Source organism: Streptomyces sp. LS1784 (genome assembly GCF_020103755.1).
In the GTDB taxonomy this organism is placed as follows: domain Bacteria; phylum Actinomycetota; class Actinomycetes; order Streptomycetales; family Streptomycetaceae; genus Kitasatospora.
Genome location: NZ_JAHSQD010000020.1, coordinates 13,676 through 38,662 on the forward strand (window position 1 = coordinate 13,676; position 24,987 = coordinate 38,662).

At 74.2% G+C, this 24,987-nt stretch carries 23 protein-coding genes; 15 read left to right on the forward strand and 8 right to left on the reverse strand.

The genetic code is table 11. The features are described 5' to 3' along the window. Positions 1-600: 600 nt before the first annotated feature. The 6 genes from KS423_RS04900 to paaE all read left to right on the forward strand — a co-directional run bounded on the left by KS423_RS04900 (position 601) and on the right by paaE (position 6,259). Positions 601-1,959: a M20 family metallopeptidase gene (locus KS423_RS04900; RefSeq protein ID WP_224275224.1), complete on the forward strand. Its 1,359-nt coding sequence runs from the start codon at positions 601-603 to the stop codon at positions 1,957-1,959. 251 nt (positions 1,960-2,210) lie between these two features. Continuing rightward, positions 2,211-3,251, forward strand: coding sequence for a 1,2-phenylacetyl-CoA epoxidase subunit PaaA (gene paaA / locus KS423_RS04905; RefSeq protein ID WP_374119900.1), 1,041 nt, complete (start codon positions 2,211-2,213; stop codon positions 3,249-3,251). Continuing rightward, positions 3,248-3,565 (forward strand): 1,2-phenylacetyl-CoA epoxidase subunit PaaB, encoded by a 318-nt coding sequence (gene paaB, locus KS423_RS04910; RefSeq protein WP_224275227.1) that lies wholly within the window; start codon positions 3,248-3,250, stop codon positions 3,563-3,565. Before paaA ends, paaB begins: the two co-directional genes overlap by 4 nt. Positions 3,566-3,578: 13 nt before the next feature. After that, positions 3,579-4,493: a 1,2-phenylacetyl-CoA epoxidase subunit PaaC gene (gene paaC / locus KS423_RS04915; RefSeq protein ID WP_224275230.1), complete on the forward strand. Its 915-nt coding sequence runs from the start codon at positions 3,579-3,581 to the stop codon at positions 4,491-4,493. Between the two features lie 23 nt (positions 4,494-4,516). Then, on the forward strand, positions 4,517-5,071 hold the full coding sequence (gene paaD, locus KS423_RS04920) for a 1,2-phenylacetyl-CoA epoxidase subunit PaaD (RefSeq protein ID WP_224275282.1): 555 nt from the start codon (positions 4,517-4,519) through the stop codon (positions 5,069-5,071). Further along, the gene (gene paaE / locus KS423_RS04925; protein WP_224275234.1) at positions 5,072-6,259 is read left to right on the forward strand and encodes a 1,2-phenylacetyl-CoA epoxidase subunit PaaE; all 1,188 of its coding nucleotides are present in this window, start codon (positions 5,072-5,074) and stop codon (positions 6,257-6,259) included. A gap of 3 nt (positions 6,260-6,262) precedes the next feature. On the opposite strand, the gene KS423_RS04930 is transcribed toward paaE, so the two are convergent. Together KS423_RS04930 and KS423_RS04935 are read right to left on the reverse strand one after the other, a co-directional pair. After that, positions 6,263-7,432 carry an NAD(P)-binding domain-containing protein gene (locus KS423_RS04930; protein WP_224275236.1) on the reverse strand — a complete coding sequence of 390 codons (1,170 nt, stop codon included), beginning with the start codon at positions 7,430-7,432 and terminating at the stop codon, positions 6,263-6,265. Positions 7,433-7,556: 124 nt separating this feature from the next. Next, positions 7,557-7,928, reverse strand: coding sequence for a YbjQ family protein (locus KS423_RS04935; RefSeq protein ID WP_224275238.1), 372 nt, complete (start codon positions 7,926-7,928; stop codon positions 7,557-7,559). A gap of 126 nt (positions 7,929-8,054) precedes the next feature. Here KS423_RS04935 and KS423_RS04940 point away from each other — a divergent pair, with 126 nt between their 5' ends. The 3 genes from KS423_RS04940 to KS423_RS04950 all read left to right on the forward strand — a co-directional run bounded on the left by KS423_RS04940 (position 8,055) and on the right by KS423_RS04950 (position 10,479). Next, positions 8,055-8,984: a hypothetical protein gene (locus tag KS423_RS04940; RefSeq protein WP_224275241.1), complete on the forward strand. Its 930-nt coding sequence runs from the start codon at positions 8,055-8,057 to the stop codon at positions 8,982-8,984. A gap of 180 nt (positions 8,985-9,164) precedes the next feature. Further along, positions 9,165-9,656, forward strand: coding sequence for a hypothetical protein (locus tag KS423_RS47190; RefSeq protein ID WP_308020135.1), 492 nt, complete (start codon positions 9,165-9,167; stop codon positions 9,654-9,656). A 100-nt stretch (positions 9,657-9,756) separates the two neighbouring features. Beyond that, positions 9,757-10,479: an aminoacyl-tRNA hydrolase gene (locus tag KS423_RS04950; RefSeq protein WP_263454500.1), complete on the forward strand. Its 723-nt coding sequence runs from the start codon at positions 9,757-9,759 to the stop codon at positions 10,477-10,479. Between the two features lie 56 nt (positions 10,480-10,535). Here the strand turns inward: KS423_RS04950 and KS423_RS04955 are convergent, their stop codons facing one another. The 3 genes from KS423_RS04955 to KS423_RS04965 are packed head-to-tail and all read right to left on the reverse strand — an operon-like array spanning position 10,536 to position 13,020. Beyond that, positions 10,536-11,279, reverse strand: a complete 744-nt coding sequence (locus KS423_RS04955) for a hypothetical protein (RefSeq protein ID WP_224275245.1) — start codon at positions 11,277-11,279, stop codon at positions 10,536-10,538. 29 nt (positions 11,280-11,308) lie between these two features. Beyond that, positions 11,309-12,106, reverse strand: a complete 798-nt coding sequence (locus tag KS423_RS04960; RefSeq protein WP_224275247.1) for a hypothetical protein — start codon at positions 12,104-12,106, stop codon at positions 11,309-11,311. After that, complete coding sequence (locus KS423_RS04965; RefSeq protein ID WP_224275248.1) at positions 12,103-13,020, reverse strand: ABC transporter ATP-binding protein; 918 nt, start codon at positions 13,018-13,020, stop codon at positions 12,103-12,105. Before KS423_RS04965 ends, KS423_RS04960 begins: the two co-directional genes overlap by 4 nt. A 199-nt stretch (positions 13,021-13,219) precedes the next feature. On the opposite strand from KS423_RS04965, the gene KS423_RS04970 reads away from it, so the two are divergent. Further along, positions 13,220-14,536 (forward strand): sensor histidine kinase, encoded by a 1,317-nt coding sequence (locus KS423_RS04970; protein WP_224275251.1) that lies wholly within the window; start codon positions 13,220-13,222, stop codon positions 14,534-14,536. A 59-nt stretch (positions 14,537-14,595) separates the two neighbouring features. Continuing rightward, the gene (locus tag KS423_RS04975; protein WP_224275254.1) at positions 14,596-15,255 is read left to right on the forward strand and encodes a response regulator transcription factor; all 660 of its coding nucleotides are present in this window, start codon (positions 14,596-14,598) and stop codon (positions 15,253-15,255) included. A gap of 29 nt (positions 15,256-15,284) precedes the next feature. Here the strand turns inward: KS423_RS04975 and KS423_RS04980 are convergent, their stop codons facing one another. The 3 genes from KS423_RS04980 to modA form a co-directional block, all read right to left on the reverse strand. Further along, a complete protein-coding gene (locus tag KS423_RS04980; RefSeq protein WP_224275256.1) occupies positions 15,285-16,361 on the reverse strand; it encodes an ABC transporter ATP-binding protein in 1,077 nt (358 codons plus the stop codon). Between the two features lie 145 nt (positions 16,362-16,506). Further along, a complete protein-coding gene (locus tag KS423_RS04985; RefSeq protein WP_224275284.1) occupies positions 16,507-17,319 on the reverse strand; it encodes an ABC transporter permease in 813 nt (270 codons plus the stop codon). Positions 17,320-17,411: 92 nt separating this feature from the next. Then, positions 17,412-18,248, reverse strand: coding sequence for a molybdate ABC transporter substrate-binding protein (gene modA, locus KS423_RS04990; protein ID WP_224275258.1), 837 nt, complete (start codon positions 18,246-18,248; stop codon positions 17,412-17,414). A gap of 393 nt (positions 18,249-18,641) precedes the next feature. Here modA and KS423_RS04995 point away from each other — a divergent pair, with 393 nt between their 5' ends. From KS423_RS04995 to KS423_RS05010, 4 genes are all read left to right on the forward strand, one after another. Further along, positions 18,642-19,709, forward strand: coding sequence for an RNA ligase (ATP) (locus KS423_RS04995; protein ID WP_224275261.1), 1,068 nt, complete (start codon positions 18,642-18,644; stop codon positions 19,707-19,709). 121 nt (positions 19,710-19,830) lie between these two features. Then, positions 19,831-21,246, forward strand: a complete 1,416-nt coding sequence (locus KS423_RS05000; protein ID WP_224275263.1) for a cytochrome P450 — start codon at positions 19,831-19,833, stop codon at positions 21,244-21,246. 362 nt (positions 21,247-21,608) lie between these two features. Beyond that, the gene (locus KS423_RS05005) at positions 21,609-22,472 is read left to right on the forward strand and encodes an MHYT domain-containing protein (RefSeq protein WP_224275265.1); all 864 of its coding nucleotides are present in this window, start codon (positions 21,609-21,611) and stop codon (positions 22,470-22,472) included. Positions 22,473-22,604: 132 nt separating this feature from the next. After that, the coding region (locus tag KS423_RS05010; RefSeq protein ID WP_224275267.1) for a nitrate- and nitrite sensing domain-containing protein at positions 22,605-24,987 on the forward strand (2,383 nt) is incomplete at its 3' end.

Genomic DNA, 24,987 nt, shown 5'->3' on the forward strand with positions numbered 1-24,987 from the left:
GTGGACGGGCGGCCTCCGAAGCGGGGCCCGGTACCGGCACGCTGGGAGCAGGGCCACCTCGCAGGAAACCGAACGGTTCTTCTAGGCTCACATCTCGGCTTCCCTGCGGCGGTCCGGCCACTGCGCCCGCCACCAGGAGGCCGCCGTCCACGGGGCTCCGGGCGGACCGGGGCCACCGGATCGAGCGAGGAGGACGCACATGCCAAGCACGCCGCCCAACCGTTCCACCGTACTTGGGCCAGACGGGCCGATTCGGTGGGCCGCTCATCATCCCGGCCGACCGGCGCGGTCCGGCCGGGCCTGGTACCCGGGCGGGAGTGGTCGGCCGGTACGGCCGCTGAATACCGGCGGCGGCCGCGGAGGCGAGCGTTGAGTCCCCAGATCGTCGGGTCGCCGGGCGTGCCGGGCGCCGCAGCGGACTCCGACGGGACCCCGGTCATCGTCCCGGCCGCCACCGACAACGAGGTCCTCGCCGCAGCCGCCACGACCACCGCAGCCGCCGCTGCCGGCACGGCAACTACCGCTGCGGCTCCGGCAACTATGGTTCCGTCTGCCTCCGTTCAGGCCGCTGCAGCTGCGTCAGGTGCCGCGAAGACCGCGGTGTCCAGGACGGCCGTCGCGAAGACCGCAGCCGCCAAGTCCGCTCTCACGAAGTCCGTCCTCACCAAAACCGTCGTCGCGAAGACGGCGGTGGCGAAGCCCGCTTCCGCGAAGCCCGCGGCAGGATCGGCCGCCACCGCCATCCCTGGGACCGCCACCATCCCTGGGAGCGCCGCCGTCACCACGGCGCTGCCGGGTGTGCCGCAGGCGCTCAGCACCCGTGCCCGGACCCTTGCCGGCGCCGTCCGGCGCCGCTGCGCCGACCTGGCACGGATCGAGTCACCCAGCGGAGATGCCCCCCGGCTCGACGCCCTCGCCGAGGAGTTGGCCGCCGGTTTCCGGGCCACCGGTGCCACAGCGCGGCGCGAACCCGCACCGGCCGGTGACCACCTCGTGCTGGAGTGGGAGGGCCGGGACGAGTCCCTGCCGCACCTGCTGATCGTCGGGCACCACGACACCGTCTGGCCGGTCGGTACCCTCGCAGACTGGCCGGTGACCGAGGAGGACGGCCGGCTCACCGGTCCCGGCGTGGTCGACATGAAGGGCGGACTCGCCATCCTGGAGGGCGCGTTGGCGCTGCTTGCGGACCTGGGCGAGCGCCCGCACCGGACCGTCCGCGTGGTCGTGGTCTCCGATGAGGAAGTGGGCAGCCCGGACGGGCGGCGCCTGGTCGAGCGCCAGCTACGTGGGGCCGCAGCGGTACTGGGGCTCGAACCGCCACACCCTGACGGTCGGTTGAAGACCGCGCGGCGCGGCAGCACCCGGGTGCGGCTCACCGTGACCGGCCGCGAGGCGCACGCGGGCAACGACGCCCACGACGGGGTGTCCGCGGTCGACGAGCTGGTGGACCAGCTCGTGCTGGTGCGCGACCTCGCCGGCCAGCCCGGTACCGAGCTCAACGCCGGTCGGATCAGTGGTGGTTCGCGTGCCAACGTGATCGCCGGCCGGGCCGAGGCCGAGCTGGGGCTGCGCTTCTCCACCGCCGAGGCGCAGCGCCGTACGCTTGACAACCTCGCCCGGCTCACCGCGCTGCGTCCGGGGGCCCGCGTCCGTACGGAGGTGCTCTCCAGCCGTCCTGCCTGGCCGGAGCGGACCGGCAACCCGCTGCTGCGGCACGTGCGTTCGCTGGCCGCGGCGCTCGGGCAACAGCTGGACGGGGCCCCGGCGGGCGGGGCGGGGGACACCAACCTGCCGGGCTCGCGCGGGCTGCCGACCCTGGACGGTTTCGGTGCGGTGGGTGCCGGGGCCCATGCGCGGCACGAGTACATCCGGCTCGACCAGATCGCCCCCCGGATCGCCCTGCTGGCGGCGCTGCTCGCCGTGCCGCTGCCGCGACTGCGCGACCGCGCGGAGGGCTGATCCCGCGGTGAGTCGCTGACGGCCGACAGCCGGCAGCCGGCAGCAAGTGGCAGCAGCAGTCGGCGGGAGGCGACAGCGAACAGAGAGCAGCCGACAGATAACAGCTGACAGATTCTGAAATCTGTCAGCTGTTATCTGTTCCGCACCTTGCCATCCCTCCGTCCCGCTGCGCAGAATGGTACCGACCGAACGGTCAGTCGGTTGGTTGGCGTCGAGGCGACCGACCGGGCAGGAGACGAGAGGGGACCGTGGTGACAGCAGAGGTGGCCGAGGCGGTCCCCGCGCAGACGCCGGAGGAGCGGTTCGAGGCGGTCGTCGCCGCCGAGCAGCGGATCGAGCCCAGGGACTGGATGCCCGACGCCTACCGGGCCACCCTGATCCGCCAGATCGCCCAGCACGCCCACTCCGAGATCATCGGCATGCAGCCCGAGGGCAACTGGCTGACCCGGGCCCCGTCCCTGCGCCGCAAGGCCATCCTGCTCGCCAAGGCCCAGGACGAGGCCGGCCACGGCCTCTACCTCTACGCCGCCGCCGAGACCCTCGGCGTCGACCGTGCCGAGCTCACCGAGAAGCTGATCTCCGGCCGGCAGAAGTACTCCTCGATCTTCAACTACCCGACCCTCACCTTCGCCGACGTCGGCGTGATCGGCTGGCTGGTCGACGGCGCCGCGATCTGCAACCAGGTCCCGCTCTGCCGGTGCAGCTACGGCCCGTACGCCCGCGCGATGGTGCGGATCTGCAAGGAGGAGTCCTTCCACCAGCGCCAGGGCTACGAGCTCCTGATGACGCTGATGCGCGGCACCGAGGCGCAGCGCCGGATGGTCCAGGACGCGGTGGACCGCTGGTGGTGGCCGTCGTTGATGATGTTCGGCCCCTCGGACGCAGACTCGCCGAACACCGCCCGCTCGATGGCCTGGCGGATCAAGCGGCACAGCAACGACGAGCTGCGCCGGCGCTTCGTCGACATGACCGTCCCGCAGGCCGAGCACCTGGGCGTCACCCTCCCGGACCCCGAGCTGCGCTGGAACGAGGAGCGCGGCGGCTGGGACTTCGGCGAGCCGGACTGGTCCGAGCTGACCAGGGTCATCCACGGCCAGGGCCCCTGCAACGCCCAGCGGATCGAACGCCGCCGCGCCGCCCACGAGGACGGTGCCTGGGTGCGCGAGGCGGCCGTCGCCTACGCGGCCAAGCGCGCCGCCGAGGCCGCCACAGCCACCGAAGCGACCGAAGGCATCGAAGCCACCGAAGGCACCGAAGCCGTCGAAGCCACCGAACAGGAGAACGGAAAGTGACCGACCCCCAGGTTGGCTCCCCGGCCGGGTCCAAGGCCGGCTGGCCGCTGTACGAGGTGTTCGTGCGCCCCCGGCGCGGGCTGAACCACGTCCACGTCGGCTCGTTGCACGCCGCCGACGACCGGATGGCCCTGCTCGCCGCCCGCGACCTGTACACCCGCCGCAACGAGGGCGTGAGCCTCTGGGTGGTCCGCTCCGACGCGATCACCGCCTCCACCCCGGAGGAGCGCGACCCGTTCTTCGAGCCCAGCGGCGACAAGGTCTACCGCCACCCGACCTTCTACGACATCCCCGAGGATGTCCCGCACATCTGACGGGGGAGCCATCGTGCACGACCACACCACCTCCACCACCGGCGCCGGTGAGGACGACCACGTCTACCTCAGCCTCGTCGACTCCGCCCCCGGCCCCGAGGGCGAGGGCCGCTGGGCGTACGGGACGGGCTTCGCCGACCCGCTGCTCGGCGTGGACACCGCGCTGCCCGCCGGTCTGGACGGCGCCGACCTCGCCGCCTACTGCCAGATGCTGGGCGACGACGCCCTGGTCCTCGCGCAGCGGCTGATCGAGTGGTGCACCCGGGCACCCGAACTCGAGGAGGAGGTCGCGCTGGCCAACCTGGGCCTCGATCTGCTCGGTCAGGCCCGGCTGCTGCTCACCCGGGCCGGCCAGGCGGACGGCACCGGCCGGACCGAGGACGACCTGGCGTACTGGCGTGAGGAGCACGAGTTCCGCAACGTCCGCCTGGTGGAGACGCCGAACGGCGACTTCGCGTACTCGATCGCCCGGCTGCTGCTGTTCGCCACCGCTCGCGGCGCCCTGTACGAGGCGCTGAGCGCGCACCCCGACCCGGTGCTGGCCGCGGTCGCCACCCGGGGCGTCAAGGAGCTGGCGTACCACCGGGAGTACGCCACCGCCTGGACGCTGCGCCTCGGTGACGGCACGCCGTACTCCGCCGAGCGGATGCAGGCCGGGCTGGATGCCGTCTGGCCGCTGCTGGAGGAACTGTTCACGGCGCACCCGGTGGAGCTGCGGGCGGGCGTCGACCCCGCGACCCTGCGCGACCCGGTGCTGCACTCGCTCGCCGCCGTCCTCACCGAGGCCGGACTGACCGTGCCGGACGTGCCGCCGCTGGCCACCGTCCTCGGCCGGGCCGGCCGGGACGGCGTGCACACCGAGGCGCTCGGCCCGCTGCTCGCGGAGCTCCAGGTGGTGGCCCGAGCCCACCCGGGGGCGACATGGTGACGGGCGACGTCGCAACGGGTGACATCGTGACGGGCACGGCGGACCCGACGACCCGCGACTTGGCCTGGGCGGTCGCCGCAGCCGTCCCGGACCCGGAGCTGCCCATGCTCACCCTGGCCGACCTGGGCGTCCTGGCCGAGGTCGAGGTGGAAGGTGGCCGCGGCGCCGTGACCGCCTGGCTGACCCCGACCTACTCGGGTTGCCCCGCGGTCGCCGAGATGGCCGCCGACGTGGACCGTCGGCTGCGCGCGGCCGGGTACCCGGACGTCCGGGTGCGACTGCGGCTGGACCCGCCGTGGTCCACCGATCTGATCACCGCCGAGGGCCGCCGCAAGCTCGCCGAGGCGGGCATCGCCCCACCGCGCCCGACCGTCGTCGCCGCCGCGGCCGGACCGGTGGCGCTCACCCTCGGCCCGACCCGCACCGGAACCGCGACCGCGACCGCGCCCCCCGTGCCCTGCCCGCACTGCGGTGACGCCGACACGGAGGAGCTGTCCCGCTTCGGTTCCACCGCCTGCAAGGCGCTCTGGCGCTGCCGGGCCTGCCGCGAGCCGTTCGAACGCGTCAAGGAGATCTGAATGCCCGCCGCTTCCCCCGCTGCCGCCTCCGCCACTCCCGCTTCCGCCGCCGGGGCCACCACCGGGTCCGCCCCCGACACCGAGGCGCCCGGCGTCCGCCCCGCCCGCCGTCCGACCTTCCACCGGCTGAGGATCGACCGGGTCGAGCGGCTCTGCGAGGACGCCGTCGCGGTGACCTTCGCGGTGCCGGACGGCCTGGCGGAGGAGTACGCCTTCCGCCCGGGGCAGACCCTGACCCTGCGCAAGCTGGTGGACGGTTCCGACGAGCGCCGCTCGTACTCGATCTGCGCTCCGGTCGGCGGGCCGCTGCGGATCGCCGTGCGGGAGGTGCCCGGTGGGCTGTTCTCGCGCTGGCTGGTGCGCGAGGCGGAGCCGGGCGAGGAGGTGGAAGTCCTGACGCCCTCCGGCCTGTTCACTCCCGAGCTCGGCGTCCCGGCCGACCACGTGCTGCTCGCGGCCGGCTCCGGCATCACCCCGATGCTGTCGATCGCGGCCTCCGTGCTGGCTGCCGACCGCAGCTCCACCGTCACCCTGCTCTACGGCAACCGGCGCAGCGACACCGTGATGTTCGCGGACGAGCTGGCCGACCTGAAGGACCGCTACCTCGGCCGCTTCCAGCTGGTCCACGTGCTCTCCCGGGAGACCAGGGACGCCGAGCTGCTCAGCGGCCGGCTGGACCCGGAGCGGGTGCGCGCGCTGCTGGCGGCGCTGGTGGACGTCGGGAGCGTCGGGCACTGGTGGCTGTGCGGCCCGTTCGGCATGGTCGCCGGGGCGAAGGACCTGCTGGCCGAACTGGACGTGCCGGGCGAGCGGGTGCACCAGGAGCTGTTCCACGCCGAGGACGAGCCGCTCCCGGAGCGCGACGAGGACTGGGACCGGACCGACGGCGCGTCCGGCGGCGTGTCGGGCGCGCAGAGCGAGGTCACCGTCGTCCTCGACGGCCGCGGCAGCACGCTCTGCCTCCCGCGCGACCGCTCGATCCTGGACGGCGCCCAGCGCTCCCGCCCCGACCTGCCGTTCGCCTGCAAGGGCGGGGTGTGCGGCACCTGCCGCGCCCTGGTCACCGAGGGCGAGGTGGAGATGCGCCGCAACTTCGCGCTGGAGGAGAAGGAGCTGGCCGCCGGCTACGTCCTCACCTGCCAGGCCCGCCCGCTCACCGACCGGGTGACGGTCGACTACGACCGCTGAGCCTCAGACACCGGCGGGCTCCATCGCCGGGTCCCCGGGCGTCGGTTGTTCGGGCGTGAGTTCACCGAGCGCCGGGTTCCCGGGCATCGGTCCTCCGGGCGTCGGCCTCCCGAGTGCCGGGTCGCCGAGCAGCTTGACCAGGTCGTTGACGGCCGCGCGTCCGGCCCGGTTGGCGCCGACGGTGCTGGCGGACGGGCCGTAGCCGACCAGGTGGACCCGGGGGTCGGCGGTGGCGCGGGTGCCGGTGAGCGCGATGCCGCCGCCGGGGGAACGCAGCCCGAGCGGGGCGAGGTGCCCGACCTCGGGCCGGAAGCCGGTCGCCCAGACGATCGCGTCCACCGCCAGCTCCTCGTCGCCCCACGCGACCCCGTGCTCGGTCAGGCGGTCGAACATCGGCCGGCGGTGCAGCGCGCCCAGCTCCTCGGCGCGCCGGTAGGCGACGGACGGGCCGAGCCCGGTCACGCTCACCACGCTGCGTACGGGAAGGCCCTGCCGGACCCGCTCCTCGACCTTCGCCACCACCGCGCGCCCGTACTCGGGCGTGAACGGTCCGTCGTGGTAGACGGGTTCGGAGCGGGTGACCCACACCGTCTCGCCGACCGCCGCCACCTCCGACAGCACCTGGATCGCCGAGGCACCGCCGCCCACCACCAGCACGCGCTTGCCCGCGAACTCCTCGGGACCGCGGTACTCGGCATAGTGCAGCCGGCGGCCCGCGAAGTGGCCCGGGTAGTGCGGGAGGAAGGGACGCGTCCAGGTGCCGGTGGCGTTGATCAGCGCGCGGGTGGACCAGGTGCCGCGGTCGGTCTCGACCAGCAGCCGGGAGTCGGGGCTCCCGGACTCGGCGCGGACGGTGCGCACCGTGACCGGGCGTACGACCGGGAGCGCGTGCCGGGCCTCGTACGCCGCGAAGTACTCCGGCACCACCTCGCGCGCGGGGGCCTCGGGGGCCGGCGGCGGGAGTTCGGCGTCGGGGAGGTCGTGGACGCCGTGCACGGTGGCCATCCGCAGGGACGGCGAGCGGTGCGTCCAGGCGCCGCCGGGTACGGCGTTGGCGTCGAGGACGACGAAGCCGCCGACGACGCCCACCCGGTAGGGGGCGAAGCCGCGGCGGCGCAGGTGGTAGGCGGCGGACAGGCCCGCCTGCCCGGCGCCCACCACCAGGACGTCCACGCGTTGCGGAACGCTGTTCGTTGCCCCGTAAACAGTCACGCCCGTGAAACATCGGAACCCCGGCGGCTGTTCCCGCAGGGGTTCGTCGGCGGAACGTGACCGGGGGCGCGTGACCGCAGGGGCGTCAGGCGGCCGGGGAGATCACCGCGGCGGTGCCGTAGGCGCAGACCTCGGTGCCGACGTCAGCCGCCTCCGTGACGTCGAAGCGCATCATCAGGACGGCGTTGCCGCCGCGCGCCTTGGTCTGCTCGATCAGGCGCTGCATCGCCTCGTTGCGGCTCTCGACCAGGGTCTTCGTCAGACCGCGCAGCTCGCCACCGATCAGCGACTTCAGACCGGCGCCGATCTGGCTGCCTAGGTGGCGGCTGCGGACGGTCAGCCCGAAGACCTCGCCGATCACGTGGTCGACGCGGAAGCCGGGGATGTCGTTGGTGGTCACGACCAGGACGTCGGCGTTCGGGCCCTGCCCGCCGCCGTACTCGTTGATGTCTGCCATGGGACGCATCCTGCCAAAGTTCCTGCGTCCGAGTGAGCCAGGCGGGGCCGGGTGGTGGCCGAGAAGGCATCCGGAAGCTGGTCCGGACCGGTGATCGGGGGACCGAAAGGCCGTACCGTTAGCCCCATGGGCGAGCGAAGCGATCATCCACAGGGGCCGGGCGCGGCGGAGGACTCCGGTGCGCAGGAGATCGAGGCGACGGTGGTGCTGGGCCTGCGGATCACCGACTGGCCGGCCCTGCGCGCGGCCGCGATCAGGGCCGTCGAGGAACTGGACTTCGAGGGCATCGACCCGGCCGGCCAGCGCCGCGAACTGCTGCGCGAGGTCGCCGAGGACGCCAACGCGGCGCTCGGCGCGCTGCTGCATCCGGACCGGCTGGTGGCCGCCATCCCCGGGGTCGAGGCGATCGGCGGCACGCTGGAGATCAGCGTCACCGAGGACTTCACACCCGACTTCGCCGACCTGTTCCCGCTGGAGGGCGACGAGGAGGAGGGCGGCGCGGGCGCGGACTGGACGCTCACCCCACGCACCGCCTGCCTGCTCCACGCCCAGCTGATCGGCCTGGCCGACGCCGCGTACGACGACTTCGACGAGCACGGGGACGAGCCGGTCGCCGACGGCGAGGACACGGACTGGACGGTCTTCGCCCGGCTTCCCCAGCGCACCTGGCGGATGCACCGGGGCTGGCGCCGCGCGATGGCCCGCGCCTTCGACGACCTCGCCGACGACCTCGCGCTCGGCGAGTGGCCGCTGCCGCGCTGCCTGGCCGAGGAGCTCGCGCTGCGGATGGCCCTGGTGGACGCCCGGGCCCTGCTCGTCGCGCAGCCCGAGTCGGTGGCGGACATGATGGGAGACCTTCCGGCCGACCTGTACGACTACGACTGGGACGGCTGCCACGACGAGCTGTTCGGCGTCTACGGGCCGGACGACGGCGACCCGGAGCTGGGGGCGGAGCAGCGCACGGAGACGCTGCTGGCGGCCACCCACCCGGAGGGCTGGTTCCTGATGTACGAGGACGCGGAGGAGCGGGACCCGCAGCGCGGCTACCGGCGCTGACGGGAGGTTGCGCCGCCGGGCCGGGCCGTGCGGGGCGCCGGGCCCCGTGGCCACCGCCCGGGTCGGGCGGTCCGGCGAATCGGCGGTTAGGCTGCGGGCATGTCCGATGTGCCCGGCATGCGTGATCCGTCCCCCGAGGGCTCCGACGGTGCTTCCGGAAGTCCCGATGGTCCTGACGGTGTGGATGGGGCGGATGGGGCCAACAGGGCGCCGGGCGGTGCGGAGGAGGCGGCGCTGGCCCTGATCGCGCTCGGGCTGGACGGGGCCCAGGCGGCGCAGCACGGCCGGACGGCCGAGGCCCGGGCCGGCTTCGAGGCGCTCTGGGAGGCGCTGGGGGATCAGAACGTCTTTCACCGCTGCGTCGTCGCCCACTACCTGGCCGACCTGCAGGACGACCCGCGCGCCGAGCTCGAATGGGACCGGCGGGCCCTGGCCGCCGCCGACTCGCTCGGCACCGGGCGTGCCCGGACGTACGAGTCGGCCCTCCAGGTGCGGGCCTTCTACCCCTCGCTGCACCTCAACCTGGCTTCGGACCACCTCAAGCTCGGCGAGCCGGACCTCGCCCGCGACCAGCTCGAACGGGCCGTGCGCAGTCTGGACGCGCTGCCCGAGGGCGTGTACAGCGCGAGCATCCGGACGGCGGTGGACGAGCTGCGGCAGCGGCTGAGGTGAACGGGGGCGGGCGAGTCGGGCGGGGCGGGGCTGGCATCCTGGACTGGTGACTTCTCCTTCCGATGCTCCGACTTCCGCTTCTGTGACCCCTTCTTCGACCCTGCACTCCGTGTCTCCCGCTCCCGTGGCAGATCCCGGCGACGCCCCGGAGCGCGAGGACCGCGACGAGCGGCCGCAGTACGTGCTGCCGCTGGTCGTCCGGATGGAGCGGGCCACTCCGCCGGGCCGGACGGACGCGCTGGAGACCTCGGCGCGGGCGGTACTCACGCTGCTGGCCGACCCGCGGGTGACCGAGGCGGACGGCGAGTGGGCGGAGCGGGTCGCGGCCTGGGAGGACGCCCGGATCCGCAAGGTGGTCCGGCGGGCCCGGGGCGGGGAGTGGCGTCGCGCGGGCGAGCTGCCGGGTGTCACGGTGCACGGGCGGGAGGCCGAGGTGCGGGTGTTCCCGCCGATCCCGCTGGACGGCTGGCCGAAGGACCTGGCCAAGCTCCAGGTGTCCGGGACGGACCTGGAGGAGACGGCCGAGGCCGGCGCGCCCGAGCCGGGGCTGCCGGTGCTGTGGCTCAATCCGGAGCTGGAGATGAGCGCGGGAAAGACGATGGCGCAGACCGGCCACGCCGCCCAGCTCGCCTGGTGGCGGCTGGACGACGCACAGCGCAAGGAGTGGGCCGAGGCCGGCTTCGCGCTGGCGGTCCGGACGGCCTCGCCGGAGGTGTGGGAGGAGCTCGTCCGCAGCGGGCTGCCGGTGGTCCAGGACGCGGGCTTCACCGAGATCGCGCCGGGCAGCTGCACGGTGATCGCGGAGCACCCGGCGCTGCGGTGACGGGTGTGGCGGACGGCAGCTGACAGTCGCCGGGGAACGCTGTTCCTTGCCGGCCGTCAGCTGTGTTCGTACCGCCGCATCGCCCGCAACCCGCCGTAGACCGCCGACGCCGTCCAGAGCGCCATGATCAGCAGCCCGGTCCAGTGGCCGTAGTGGATGCCCGGCTCGGTCTGGGTGCGCATCGCGTACAGCCCGGCCCGGTCGGGCAGGAACTGGCCGAGCTCGCGGACACCGGGGATGGCGGCCAGCCAGGTGGTGCCCAGGAACACCATCGGGGTCAGCAGGCCGAGCGCGGCGCTGAAGTTGCCCAGCATCGCGGTCAGTCCGAGGCAGAGCAGCACCATCATCGGGTGGTACAGCACGCCGGCCAGGAAGCTGCGGGCCAGGCCCGGGGTGGAGAGGTCCAGTCCGGCGGTGGTGCCGACGGCCAGGAACGAACCCGCCGTCGAGGCCGGCCCGAGCAGCAGGCCCAGCCCGGCGCCGAGTGCGAGCTTGGCGCCGTACAGCCGGCCGCGCCGGGGGACGGCGGTGAGCGAAGCGCCGATCATGCGGGTGTTGAACTCCTGCCCCATCAGCAGGATGCCGAGGCAGGCCACCGCGACGTGACCGAAGAGCAGTCCGTAGAAGATCCCGCCGGCCGGGTCCTCGCCGGGCGTGTGGTCCTTCGCCCCGTAGGCGGCACTGACGGCCGCAGTGATGCCGACAGTCAGTGCCAGGGCGACCAGTGGGGCCGCCCACTGTGAGGGCAGAGTGGTGAACTTGACCCGTTCGGCGCGCAGGGCGTCGGTCATCGTGCTCATGCTTCCTCCCATCTCCTTTTCGCCCGATGTCACTTGGTACGCCGCAGGGCGCGCAGGCCGCCGTATGCAGCCAGCGCCGTCCAGAGCGCCGTGATCAGCAGTCCGGTCCAGTGGCCGTAGACGACCTGCGGGTCGTCGGCGTACCGCAGGGCGTACTGGCCGGCCCGGTCGGGCAGGAACTGGACCACTCGGCGGACCCCGGGCACGCCGCCGAGCAGCGGCGAGAGCAGGAAGACGGTCGGTACCAGCACCCCCATGGCGGCGGTGAGGTTGCCGAGCAGCGCGGTCACCCCGAGACAGAACACCACCAGCAGCGCCTGGTAGAGCACGCCGGCGGCGGCGCTGCGGGCGAGGGCCGGCCCGTCCCAGGCGCCCGGGACGGTGGCCGCGTACCCGGCGAAGGAGCCCGCCGTGCCGAGTGCACCGACGGCGAGGCCGACCAGTGCGCCGAGCGCGAGCTTGGCGCCGTACAGTCGGCCGCGCCGGGGGACGGCGGTGAGCGAGATGCCGATCATGCGGGTGTTGAACTCCTGCCCGATCAACAGGATGCCGAAGCAGGTCAGGGCCGCCTGGCCGAAGTTGAGCCCGTAGAAGATTCCGAGGCTCGGGTCGTCGGTGAGGTTGTGGTCCTTGCCGCGGAGGGCCGCGCCGACGGCTGTGGTGACCCCGGCGGTGAACACCAGGGCGAGCAGCGGGGTGACCCAGAGCGAGCGGAGGGTGGTGAGCTTGATCCGCTCGGCGCGGAAGGCATTGACGGCGGGCGTCACGGCGGGAGTCGCGACTGGGGTCACGGCGGGCGTCACGGCCGGGGCCGTCGGCGCGTTCATGCGGCGGCCTCCGCGCGGTACTCGACGCTGTCGGCGGTCATCCGCATGAACGCTTCCTCCAGGGAGTCCTGTTGCACAGCGATCTCGTACAGCACCACGCCGCCGGCGGCGGCGAGCGCGGCGATCCGCTCGGGTTCGGCGCCGCTCACCTCCCAGGCGCCGCCGTCGACTTCGGTGGCGTCGAGGCCATGGCCGGGGTCACCGAGCAGGGCGGCGAGCTTGGTCGGGTCGACGGCGCGGACCCTGATCCGGGTCCGGCCGTGGCGGTCGATGAACTCGGAGGTGGCGGCGTCGGCGAGCAGCCGGCCGCGCCCGATCACCACCAAGTGGTGGGCGGTGAGCGCCATTTCGGTCATCAGGTGGGAGGAGACCAGCACCGCCCGGCCCTCGGCGGCCAGGTCGCGCAGCAGGGTGCGGATCCAGCGGATGCCCTCCGGGTCCAGACCGTTCACGGGCTCGTCCAGCAGCAGCACCGGCGGGTCGCCGAGCAGCGAGGCGGCCACCCCGAGACGCTGGCGCATGCCGAGCGAGAAGCCCCGGATCCGCCGACCGGCCGCGTCCGCCAAGCCGACCTGGCCGAGCACCTCGTCGACCCGCCGCGCCGGCAGCCCGTTGCTCGCGGCGAGCCAGCGCAGGTGGCCGTGCGCGGTCCGGCCGCCGTGCAGCGCCTGGGCGTCCAGCAGCGCTCCGACCGTCCGTAGCGGGTCGGGGAGTTCGACGTAGGGCCGGCCGCCGACCAGGGCGTGTCCGGCGGTCGGCCGGTCGAGGCCGAGGACCAGGCGCATGGTGGTGCTCTTGCCGGCGCCGTTCGGGCCGAGGAAGCCGGTCACCACGCCGGGTCGGACCTCGAAGGTCAGGTCGTCGACGACGCGCCGGCCGTCGTACTCCTTGGTCAGGCCCTGGATCTCGATCACGGCTCGCTCCCCTCGTCTCGTCGTCGGTGGTCTCCGCCGCTGTTCGCCGTGGTCGGCCCCGGGCGGTGGCTCCATTCGACCGGAGCGGGCCGGTGCGGCGGATCCCGCCGGGGCGGGGAGCCGCCTCCCTCCCGGGAGGGAGAGCACGGGCGACCGGCGCGGGAGCCGGAAGCCGGGGGCGACCTGGCAGGATGGCCCGATGTCCAAGGTCGCAGCGCTCAGGATCGTGGTGTCCGGAACCGTCGTGCCGGGGAGTGCGGTGTCCAGGCTCACCACGCCGCTGCTGTCCGGCGTCACGTACGCGCGGCTGCTGCACCTGCTGGTCGGGTGGATCTTCGCCGGCGTCGTGCTGATGATCTATCCGGGGACGTACCACAAGAGCCTCGGCGAGATCCTGATGGCGAGCATCCCGCTGGACTGCGTGCTGCTCGCGGTGGTCGCCCTCGTCCCGGCGGTGCGGCGTGCCGAAGGGGTGCAGGCGCGGCTGCTGCTGGTGCCCGAACGGGAGGAGGACATCGCCACCGAGCCCTCCCGAACCTGGGCCGACCGGCGGCGTACGGCGGGCTGGTTGATCGGCCGGGTCGGGCTCGGCGAGGTGGTCGGGTCGGTGCTGTCCTCCGGCGCCGCCGCGTGCTACGACCGGCTGACAGGTTCGGACGCGCTCTGGTACCTCCCGCTCTCCCCGGTGCTGGTGCTCGGTTTCGGCTGGTTCCTGGTGTTCGCCGGGCGAATCCAACTCGCCATGGCCGTACGGCTGCTGGGTCCCTCACCGGCGGAGCGGCTGGCCGAGGCCGAGCTGCGGGCCGAACGACTGTTGGAGCGCAACCGGTTGGCCCGGGAGCTGCACGACTCGATCGGACACGCGCTGACGGTGACGGTCCTCCAGGCCGGAGCGGCGCGCGAGGTCGGGGACCCGGCCTTCGTCGCCAAGGCGCTCGAAGTCATCGAGGAGACCGGCCGGCAGGCCATGGAGGATCTCGAACGGACCCTCGTGCTGCTGCGCGAGACCCCGGCCGGGGCGAACGGCGTGGCCACCGAACAGCCCGGGATCGACCAGCTACCCGCACTGTTCGACACCGTCCGGGCGGCCGGCAGCCCGGTGGAGGCGCGGGTCGAGGTGCGGCCGGAGGTCCTGCCCGGAGTGCTCTCCCGCGAGTCGTACCGGATCGTCCAGGAGGGCGTCACCAACGCGCTCAAGTACGCACCCGGCGAACCGGTCGACATCCGGATCGCCGTACGGGAGGGCCAGTTGGAGCTGCGCTGCGCCAACCGGCTGCCCGGCGCCGGACGTTCACCGGCGGGCCCGGCGCGGCCCCCGGCGAGCGGGGCGGGCAGGGGAGCAACGCGCAAGGGCGGCAAGGGGCTGCGCGGCATCCGTGAGCGTGCCACGCTGCTCGGCGGGGAGGCGACGGCAGGGGCGACGGCGGCCTCGGCGACGTCGGCGGCAGGACCGACAGGGGAGGGGAACGCAGAGTGGGTGCTGACCGTCCGGCTGCCCCTACGCTTGGGCTCGTGACGAACGATCTTGATGCGGCCGGTTCCGATGCAGCAGGCCGTGGCAGGGGAACCGCCGGGATGACGGACATCCTGCTCGCCGACGACGAGGAGCTGGTCCGGGCCGGCCTGCGGGCCGTCCTGGAGGTGCAGGGGGACCTGCGGGTGATCGGCGAGGCGGCCGACGGCGCGGAGGCGGTCGCCCTGGCCCGCGCACTGCGCCCGCAGGTGGTGCTGATGGACGTCCGGATGCCGGTGCTGGACGGCCTGGCGGCCACCCGCGAGCTGCTGCGCCCCGGAGCACCGGGGGAACGCCCCCCGCGGATCCTGGTCGTGACCACCTTCGAGAACGACGACTACGTCTACCAGGCGCTGCGCGCGGGCGCCGACGGCTTCCTGCTCAAGCGCGCCCGCCCGGCCGAGATCGCCCACGCGGTGCGGCTGGTGGCGGCGGGCGAGTCGCTGCTGTTCCCGGCTGCGATCCGCCGCCTGGCGGCCGGGCACGGCAACCCGAGCGCCCGTGCGGCCATGGAGCGGGCGGCGCTGACCGAGCGCGAGGCGGAGGTGCTGCGACTGGTCGCGCGCGGCCTCAGCAACGGGGAGATCGCCGAGAAGCTGTTCCTCGGCGTGCAGACGGTGAAGACGCACGTCAGCAGCGTGCTGGCGAAGCTGGGTGCGCGGGACCGCACCCAGGCGGTGATCGCTGCGTACGAGTCGGGGTTCGTCGAGCCGTCGGAGTGACCCCGCCGAGGTGATGCCTCCGGTGGCTGTCAGGCCGGGTAGGCGTGGGTCTGGGCGGCCTTGACCGAGGCCCAGACCGCGACGCCTGGCGCCAGTTCCAGCTCGGCGACGGCGGCCGGGGTGAGGTCGGCGGCCATCGGCAGCTCGCCGGCGAGCTCGGCGCGGACCTGGTCGCCGTGCAGGTCCAGCCCGGTGACCTCGACCTTCCACAGGTTGCGCGCGCTGGTCTGCGGGCGCTCCCGGTACAGCGTCACGGCGGAGGGCGGGAAGGCGACGAAGGCCGGCCCGTCCAGCTCCTCGGTGGTGGCCAGGACCGTTCCGTCCGGGAGCGTGACCCGGGAGCCCTCGGCCCGGCCCTGGTACAGGTTCAGCCCGACCAGCCGGGCGATGTAGTCGGTGCGCGGGCGCCGGGCGACCTCCGCGGGGCTGCCGGACTGCACCTCCTGCCCGTCCTCGATCACCACCAGCCGGTCGGCCAGCACCATGGCGTCCAGCGGGTCGTGCGTCACCAGCACCGCCACCGCCTCGAACTCGGCCAGGTGCCGCCGTAGTTGGGCTCGTACGTCGAGCCGGGTGCGCGCGTCCAGGGCGGCCAGCGGTTCGTCCAGCAGGAGCAGTCGGGGGCGTACGGCGAGGGCGCGGGCGAGCGCCACCCGCTGGGCCTGGCCGCCGGAGAGCCGGCCGGGACGGACCGAGGCGTGGTCGGCCAGGCCCATCCGCTCCAGCCAACCGGCCGCCTCGGCCCGTGCCTCGCGCCTGGGGCGGCCCTGGCAGCGCGGGCCGAAGGCGACGTTGTCGAGTGCGCTGAGGTGCGGGAACAGCAGGTAGTCCTGGAACACCACGCCGACCGGGCGCTCCTCGGCCGGGGTGTGCACGCGCTGTGCCGGGTCCTCCAGGAGGCGGCCGTCCAGGCACAGGTGGCCGCCGGTGAGCGGGAGCAGTCCGGCGAGGGCGCGCAGGGCGGTGGACTTGCCGGCGCCGTTGGGGCCGAGCAGCGCCACCACCTCGCCGGGGGCGGCGGTGAGGGCGAGGTCGAGGGCGAACGCGGCGCGTTCGACCCGCAGACGGGCGTCCAGGGCGGGGCCGGAGAGGTTTTCGGTGCTCATCGGGGCAGCGTCCAGGTTTCCGGGGGAGTGTCCGAGAGAGTGGCCGGGGGCGCGTCCGCAACCGCGCCCGAGGCGATGCCCGAGAAGGCTTCCGAGGCGGCGCGTACGGGCGAGGTGGCGCCCGAGGGGCCGCGTGCGGGCGGGGTCATGGCGTCGACAGCCAGCGGTCGCGCAGGCCGACCAGGACGGCCACGGAGACCACCAGGAGCACCAGCGACAGCGCGATCGCCGCCTGCGGGTCGGACTCCATGGCCAGGTAGACGGCCAGCGGCATGGTCTGGGTGCGGCCCGGGAAGTTGCCCGCGAAGGTGATCGTCGCGCCGAACTCGCCGAGCGCCCGGGCCCAGGCCAGCACGGCCCCGGCGGCGATCCCCGGAGCGATCAGGGGCAGGGTGACCCGCCGGAACGCGGTCAGCCGGGAGGCGCCCAGGGTCGCGGCGGCCTCCTCGTAGCGGGGGTCGGCGGCCCGCAGCGCACCCTCGACGCTGATCACCAGGAACGGCATCGCCACGAACGCCTCGGCGATCACGACCCCGGTGGTGGTGAACGGCAGCGTGATGCCGAAGGCCGAGTCCAGCCAGGAGCCGACGATGCCGCGCCGCCCGAGCGCCAGCAGCAGCGCCACGCCGCCGACCACCGGCGGCAGCACCAGCGGCAGGGTGACCAGAGCCCGGATCACCCGCCGGCCCGGCAGCTCGGTGCGGGCGAGCAGCCAGGCCAGCGGGACACCGAGGACCAGCGACACCGCGGTGGCCGCGGTCGCGCTGATCAGTGACAGGCGCAGCGCGTCCCACACGGCGGTGCTGGTGAGCTGGGCGGACAGGCCGCTCCACGGCGCCCGGATCAGCAGCCCGACCAGCGGCAGGATCAGGAACGCCAGTCCGAGAAGCGCCGGGAGCAGCAGGGTGACCGGGACGCGGTGCGTGCCCGGGCGGTGGCGCGGGCGGCGGCGCGGCAGGGGCTGCGCCGGTCCTGCCGGGCCGCTGCCGGCGGTCCGCGACTGGTGGTCCCGGTCCGGGCGGTTCTTCCCGAGGCCGGTGGTGCGGTCGCTCACGGTGCCTGGAAGCCCGCCGCGGTCAGCACCTGCTTGGCCTCGGGCGACTGGACGTACGCGACGAAGGCGGCGCCGCCGTCCTTGTTCGGCGCCTTGGCGAGCGCGGCGATCGGATAGTCGTTCACGGCCTTGTCGGCCTCGGGAAAGTCCACACCGTCGATCTTCGCGGCATCGGCCTGCACATCGGTCCGGTACACCAGGGAGGCGTCGACCTCGCCGAGTTCGACCTTGGTGAGCGCGCCCTTGACGTCCTGCTCCAGGGTGACGGGGGTGAGGTCGACGCCGGCGGCCTTGAGTGCGGTCTGGGCGGCGGCGCCGCACGGCACCTCCTTGGCACACAGGGCGACCTTCACACCGGAGGCGGTGAGGTCCTTGAGGCCCGCGACGTGCTTGGGGTTGCCCTTGGGGACGGCGATGGTGAGCGTGTTCTTGACGAAGGTCGCCGGCTGTCCGGCGGCGCCGCCCGCGTCCGTCACGGTCTTCATGGTGGCCGGGCTGGCGGCGGCGAACACGTCGGCCGGGGCGCCGGAGTTGATGCTGGTGGCGAGGCTGGAGCTGCCGCCGAAGTTGAAGGTGACCTTGGTGCCCGGATTGGCGGCCTCGAACTTCTTGCCGAGCTCGGTGAAGGTCTCCTTGAGCGAGGCGGCGGCGAAGACGGTGATGGTGCCGGAGGCCTTCGGGACGCCGCTGCCGGCGGCGGAGGCGTTCGAGGAGCCCGGGGAACCGGAGGACTTGCCGCCGTCGCTGCCGCAGGCGGTGACCCCGAGGCCGAGGGCGAGGGCCGCAGCGGCGGCGACGGCGAGTCTGCGGGTGGCGGGCGTACGGGTGCTCATCGGTGCTTCCCCTCCGGGGTGCGCGCCGGAAGGGGCGCGAGGGACTGGTCGCAGGTGCGGCCATTACGGCGATCATAGTGCCGCAAATGCGAGCGATAAATCCCCTGTCGGTTTGCACAGGAGCGGGCGGGTGCGGGCCTCCGGTCTGCTGTGGGATGGCTCGAACGTGCCTGACGGGGGCGGCCTGTGCGGGCGGCGGGCGGCGGGCGGTGGGCGGCGGCTGGTGGGGGTGGTGCGGCTGGTGGGCGTGGTGCAGGTGCCGGGGGCGGTAGGGGCGTGCGGAAATTGCGTCGCGCCGCGGGCGGCCGGGCGGCCAGAGTGGTCACCGTCCGTACACGCGGCCGGGTCGGTCGGATGCACCGCCGCGGCCGAACCAAGGGGAGGAGTCCGTCCATGTCCACGCTGCGCGTCACCGCCGAGAAGCTGATCATCCTGGAGCACCCGAACGCCGATGCCCTGGAGCTCGCCCAGGTCGGCCTCTACCGGGCGGTGGTCGCGAAGGGCATGTACCGGACCGGAGACCACGCCGTCTACATCCCGGAACAGTCCGTCCTGCCCGAGGAGTTGATCGAGGAGCTGGGGCTGACCGGCAAGCTGGCCGGCGCCCGGGCGAACCGGGTGAAGGCCGTACGGCTGCGCGGCGAGCTGTCCCAGGGCATCGTCTGCCGGCCCGTCGCGCTCGCCGGCACCGACCTGGCCGCCGCGGCCGAGCGCGGCGAGGACTTCGGCGAACTGCTCGGGGTCGCCAAGTGGCAGCCGCCGGTGCCGACGTCGATGAGCGGTGACGTGGTCAGCGCGCCGGACCTGCTGCCCTGGGTGGACATCGAGAACCTCAAGCGCTACCCCGACGCCTTCGAGCCGGGCGAGCCGGTGGTGCTGACCGAGAAGCTGCACGGCAGCTGCTGCCTGGTCACGTACTTCGCCGCCACCGGCGAGGTGCAGGTGTCGTCCAAGGGCATCGGCGCGCAGGGGCTGGCGCTGGTCGAGGACGCGCGCAACCTGTACTGGCGGGCGGTGCGCGCGTACGACATCCCGGCGGTGGCGGCCCGGCTGGCGGAGCGCCTCGGGGCCGAGCGGGTCGGCATCTTCGGTGAGGTGTTCGGCGAAGGCGTGCAGGACCTGGGCTACGGCGCCTCGGCGCGTACCGAGCGGCCCGGCTACGCGGCCTTCGACCTGTCGGCCCTGGTGGACGGACAGCTGAACTGGCTGTCGGCGGCCGAACTGCTGGACGGGGAACTGCCACTGGTGCCCGAGCTGTGGCGCGGGCCGTTCGACCCGGAGACCGTGTTGGGGTTCGCCCGGGGCAAGGAGACCGTCTCAGGACGTGAACTGCACCTGCGGGAGGGTGTCGTGGTGCGGCCGGTCACCGAGCGCTGGAGCCCGGTGCTCGGCGGCCGGGCGATCGCCAAGGTGGTCGGTGACGCTTACCTGACCCGTAAGGGGGGCACCGAATACGAGTGAGACGGGTCCGGATCCGGCCGGGCAGGCCGGCCCGGCCGGCGGGTCCGGGCGCGGCTCCTTTCGGGTGCCGGCCGCCCGTCGGTAGGGCCGGCGGGCGCATCCCTGGACAGAAGGAGTGCCGATGGCCACCGAAGTCGTCCCCGTCCCCGTTCCCGCTCCCGTCCGCGGCCCCGTGCCCGCCCCCACCTCCGCGATACCCGTCCCGGCCGGGAACCGCCTGGTCGGATCGCTGTTCGACCTCACCCGCCGCCCGCTGCGCAGCTACCTCGCGGCCCGCCGCGACCACGGCGACGTGGTGCGCTTCCAGGCCGGTCCGCCCGGGCTGCGGGCCGACTTCTACGGGGTGTTCTCGCCGGATGGCGTCCGCCAGGTGCTGGCCGGCGAGGCGGCCAACTTCCGCAAGGAGAACTCCTTCTACGACGAGCTGCGGACCAGCGTCGGCAACGGGCTGCTGACCAGCCAGGACGCCGACTACCAGCGCCAACGCCGAATGATGCAGCCGCTGTTCACCCGGCGCCGGGTGGACGGCTACGCCGGCGCGCTCGCGCAGGAGGCGCAGTCGCTCACCGAGCGCTGGCGGGCGGTGCCCGGCGGGGTGGTGGACGCGGCCGAGGAGATGTCCCGGTTCGCGTTGCGGGCGGTCGCGCGCATCCTGTTCGGCGCCGACGTGGAGGAGGCGGTGGCGGTGGTGCACCACAGCTTCCCGGTGCTCGGCGAGTACGTGGCGGAGCGCGGCTACGCTCCGGTCCGCCTCCCGCGCACCTGGCCGACCCCGGCCAACCGGCGCGGTGCCGCGGCCCAGCGGGCGCTGTACGGGGTCTGCGACCGGATCATCGCCGAACGGGCCGCGCGCGGCGGCGACGAGGACGTGGACGACCTGCTCACCCTGCTCGGGCGGGCCCGCGACGACAACGGCGATCGGCTGGACCCGGGCGAACTCCGCGACCAGGTCCTGGTGTTCCTGCTCGCCGGGCACGAGACCACGGCCACCGCGCTGGCCTTCGCGCTGCACCTGCTGGCGATCCACCCCGAGCACCGGCGGCTCGCCCGGGAGGAGGCACGGACCGTCCTGGCCGGGCGGGCGCCGACGGCGGCGGACCTGGACGCGCTGCCGTACATCACCCGGGTGTTGAAGGAGGCCATGCGGCTCTACCCGTCGGCGGCCCTGGGCGGGCGGCGGGCGGTCGCGGAGACCGTCATCGACGGGTACGTGATCCCGGCCGGGGCGCAGGTCGTCGTCGCGCCGCTGGTCACCCACCGGCACCCGGACCACTGGGTGGACCCGGAGCGGTTCGACCCGGACCGCTTCCTGCCGGAGGCCGAGCAGGCCCGGCACCGCTACGCCTGGTTCCCGTTCGGCGGCGGGCCGCGGGCCTGCATCGGGCAGCACTTCTCGATGCTGGAGGCGGTGCTGACGCTGGGGGTGCTGCTGCGGGACTTCGAGGTGGAGGCGGTGGACCGGCGGGTGGCGCTCGCGCAGGCGATCACGCTGCGGGCGGCGAGCCCGATGCGGATTCGGGTGACGGCGGCCGGCTGACAGGCGGCAGAAAGCCGGTAGGCAGCCGGGAGGCGACAGAGTGCGACGGACGGAGTTCAGCGGACAGGTGACAGATTTCAAACTCTGTTATCTGTCCGCTGCCGTTCGTGTGCCGTCACCTGTGAGTTGTCCGCCGCTCGCCGCCCACTGGGCATACGACAGGGCCATTCGAACACATCGCTCTCGTCCTGCGGGCAGCTTTTCGGATCTTTGTCTGGGCGATTCCGGCCCCTCGATAGCGTCCCAGGCACCCCAGACCGGAAGCGCACATGCGGTTGGCATATGCCATTCGTATGCAGTCCGCCCGGCCCGGGGAGCCCGGGCGCACCGCCCCCGGGCCCGACCGGTCGACCGGAGGTCCCATGGGCACCCTGAACCACCTCAGCCTCGGCTGGCTGACGCCTGCCCTCTCGTACCTGATGGCCTGCGCCGGCGCCGCCCTCGGGCTGCGCTGCACGCTGCGAGGCCTGGCCGCGAGCGGCCCGGCCCGGAGGAACTGGCTGATGACGGCCGCCGCCGCGATCGGTTCCGGCATCTGGACCATGCACTTCGTCGCCATGTTCGGCTTCACCGTCGACGGTACCGAGCTGCGCTACAACGTCCCGCTGACCGTCCTCAGCCTCGCGGTCGCGGTGCTGGTCACCGGCCTCGGCCTGACCGTGGTCTGCTACGGCCGGCACCGCGGTCTCTCCCTGCTGTCCGGTGGCGTCACCACCGGCCTCGGCGTTGCCGCGATGCACTACCTGGGCATGGCCGCCGTCCGGATGCACGGCGGGCTGCACTACGACGCCGCGACGGTCGCGCTGTCCGTGCTGGTCGCGGTCGGCGCCGCCACCGCCGCGCTCTGGGCCGCCGTCACCATCCGTAACGTGTACGCGGCCGCGGCCGCCGCGATGGCCATGGGCCTCGCCGTCAGCTGCATGCACTACACCGGCATGGCCGCCATCCACGTCCAGCTGGAGCCGACCCGGACCGGTCTCGGCGGGGCCAGCCCGATGGAGTTCGTCTTTCCGCTCGCCGTCGGCCTCGGCTCGTTCCTCTTCCTCGCCTCGGCGTTCGTGGCGCTCTCACCGACCGCCCAGGAACGGGCCGGCTACCGGGAGGCGGGCGAGCCGGTCGTCGAGGACTTCCCCGGCACGCACCCGCACCCCGAGCCCGCCCGGCCCAGGCCCGCCCCGGCCGAGGCCGGGCACCACGGCGCGCAGTGGCATGACCACGCCGCCTGAGCCACACCCCCAGGCCGCCCGAACCGCACGCCCACCCCGCCGGTGCCTTCCCCGCCTCCGCCCGCCCCGTCTGCGCCTCCACCTCCCGCTTCCCCGCCCTCCCGCTCTCCCCGCCCGAAAGGCTCCTCACCCATGCGAGATGACCGCGGTGCCGCCCCCGGTGCCCGTCGGGGTGCCCATGCCGGGCCGCCCGCCCGTCCGCCGCGCCCCGGCCCGTGGCTGCGTGGGCTGCGCCCACGGACCGTCCGCGCCCGGATCATCGCCCTGCTGATGGTCCCGGTCGTCTCCGTCATCGCCCTGTGGGGGTTCGCCACCGTCACCACCGCCCAGGGTGTTTGGGACCTGCTGCGCCAGCGCGACGCCCAGCGCACGCTGCTCACCCCCGTCGCCGAGACGGTCGCCGGGCTGCAGGCCGAACGCACTGCCGTCGGTCAGCTGCTGGCCGCCCCGGCGACCGCCCCCACCGCCGCCCGGGAGAGCACCCTGCGCGAGACGGCGGCGGTCACCGACCGGGCGCTCACCCCGCTGTTCCCGGACGCCCGCCACCCCGACCGGGGCTACAACCGTGCCGACGCCCAGGGCCTGGCCGGTGACGCGGCCGCCCGGCTGGACGCCCTCGGCAGCTCGCTCGCCGCCCTGCCCGCACTGCGCGACCGGGTCCTGGCCAGGAGCGTCGGCTGGCCCGAGGCGTACGCCGCGTACGGCGAGGCGGTGGACCGGGCGCTCGCCGCCGCCGGTGCCGTCACGCCGTTCCAGGACCGCCAGGTGGCCGCCGACGCGAGGGTGCTGCTGGAGCTGGCCCGGTCCCGCGAGCTGCTCGCCCGCGAGGACGCGCTGCTGCGCGCCGCCCAGCTGTCCGGCGGGCTCGGCGACGACCAGCTGCGGGAGTTCTCCGGCGCGGCCTTCGCCCGGCGCGAGTTCGAGCGGGGCGCCGCCGCCGACCTGGGTCCCGTCGACCGGGAGGCGCTGCTCGCCGTCACCGGCGGCCAGGACCACCGCGAGCTGGCCGGGTACGAGGACAAGGTGCGGACGGCCGCCGACGGCCGGACGGCGGTCGCGGTGGTGCCGGCCGACCGCTGGGCGATGGTCGCAGGCAAGGTGGCCGGCGCCCTGCGGACCGTCGAGGACCAGGCCGGACGGATCGCCGCCGAGCGCCAGGACCCCTATGCCCTGGGCCTGTTCACCCCGGCGGGGACGGCCGTGCTGCTCGGTCTGGTCGGCGTGGTGGCCTCACTGGTGATCTCGGTGCAGATCGGGCGAGGGCTGGTCACCGAGCTGATCGGCCTGCGCAACTCCGCACTTGAGCTCGCCGGCCGCAAACTCCCGGCGACCATGCGGAAGTTGCGAGCGGGAGAGGAGGTGGACATCGAGGCCGAGGCGCCCGGACCGGTGGAGCGGGGCGACGAGATCGGCCAGGTGCACCGGGCGCTGGGCACCGTCCAGCGGGCGGCCGTCACGGCGGCCGTGGAACGGGCCGAGGTGCTCTCCGGGGTCTCCGGGGTGTTCGTCAACCTCGCGCGCCGCAGCCAGGTCCTGGTACACCGCCAACTCACGCTGCTGGACGCTATGGAGCGCCGCACCGACGACCCGTCCGAGCTGGCCGACCTGTTCCGGCTGGACCACCTCACCACCCGGATGCGCCGGCACGCCGAGGGCCTGATCATCCTCTCCGGGGCGGCCCCCGGCCGGGGTTGGCGCCGGCCCGTCCCGCTGGTGGACGTGGTGCGCGCGGCCGTCTCGGAGGTCGAGGAGTACGCCCGGGTCGAGGTGCATCCGCTGCCGCGGGCCGCCGTGGTCGGCCACGCCGTCGCCGACCTCACCCACCTGGTGGCCGAACTCGTCGAGAACGCCACCGGGTTCTCCCCGCCGCACACCCGGGTGCACATCCGGGGCGAACGGGTCGGCAACGGCTTCGCGCTGGAGATCGAGGACCGCGGCCTCGGCATGGGCCCGGAGGTGCTGGCCTCGGCCAATCGCCGGATCGCCGCGGCCGAGCAGGCCGACCTCTTCGACAGCGACCGGCTCGGCCTGTTCGTGGTCAGCCGGCTCGCCCGACGGCAGGACGTCAAGGTCTCGCTGGTGACCTCCGCGTACGGCGGCACCACGGCGGTGGTCCTGCTGCCGACCACGCTGCTGGCCGACGAAGCGGCGGCGGTGGATCCGGAGGACCTGCGGTACGGCTTCGAACCGGTCGCGCCCGCGCCGCCCGCAGCGATGTCGGATGGCGCGGTGGTCGGGGTGGGGCCCGCGGAGCCGGTGTTCACCGAGCGGGCGCAGCAGGGCGGCCCGGAGCCGGAGTTCGCGCCGGTGCACGGTCACGTGGAGGGCCCGACGGGTGGTCCGAGCAGCGACCCGACCGGCAGCCCGACCGGCGGTCCGACCGGCGATCCGAGGTACCGGGAGCACCCGCGGGGCAGGGGGGATGACGGGCTTCCGGCGGCGGGTGGGCCGCCGCCGGAGGGCGGGGCGCTGCTGCCGTTCGGCGCCCGGGGCAGTGACCCCGGGCCGGTGCGCC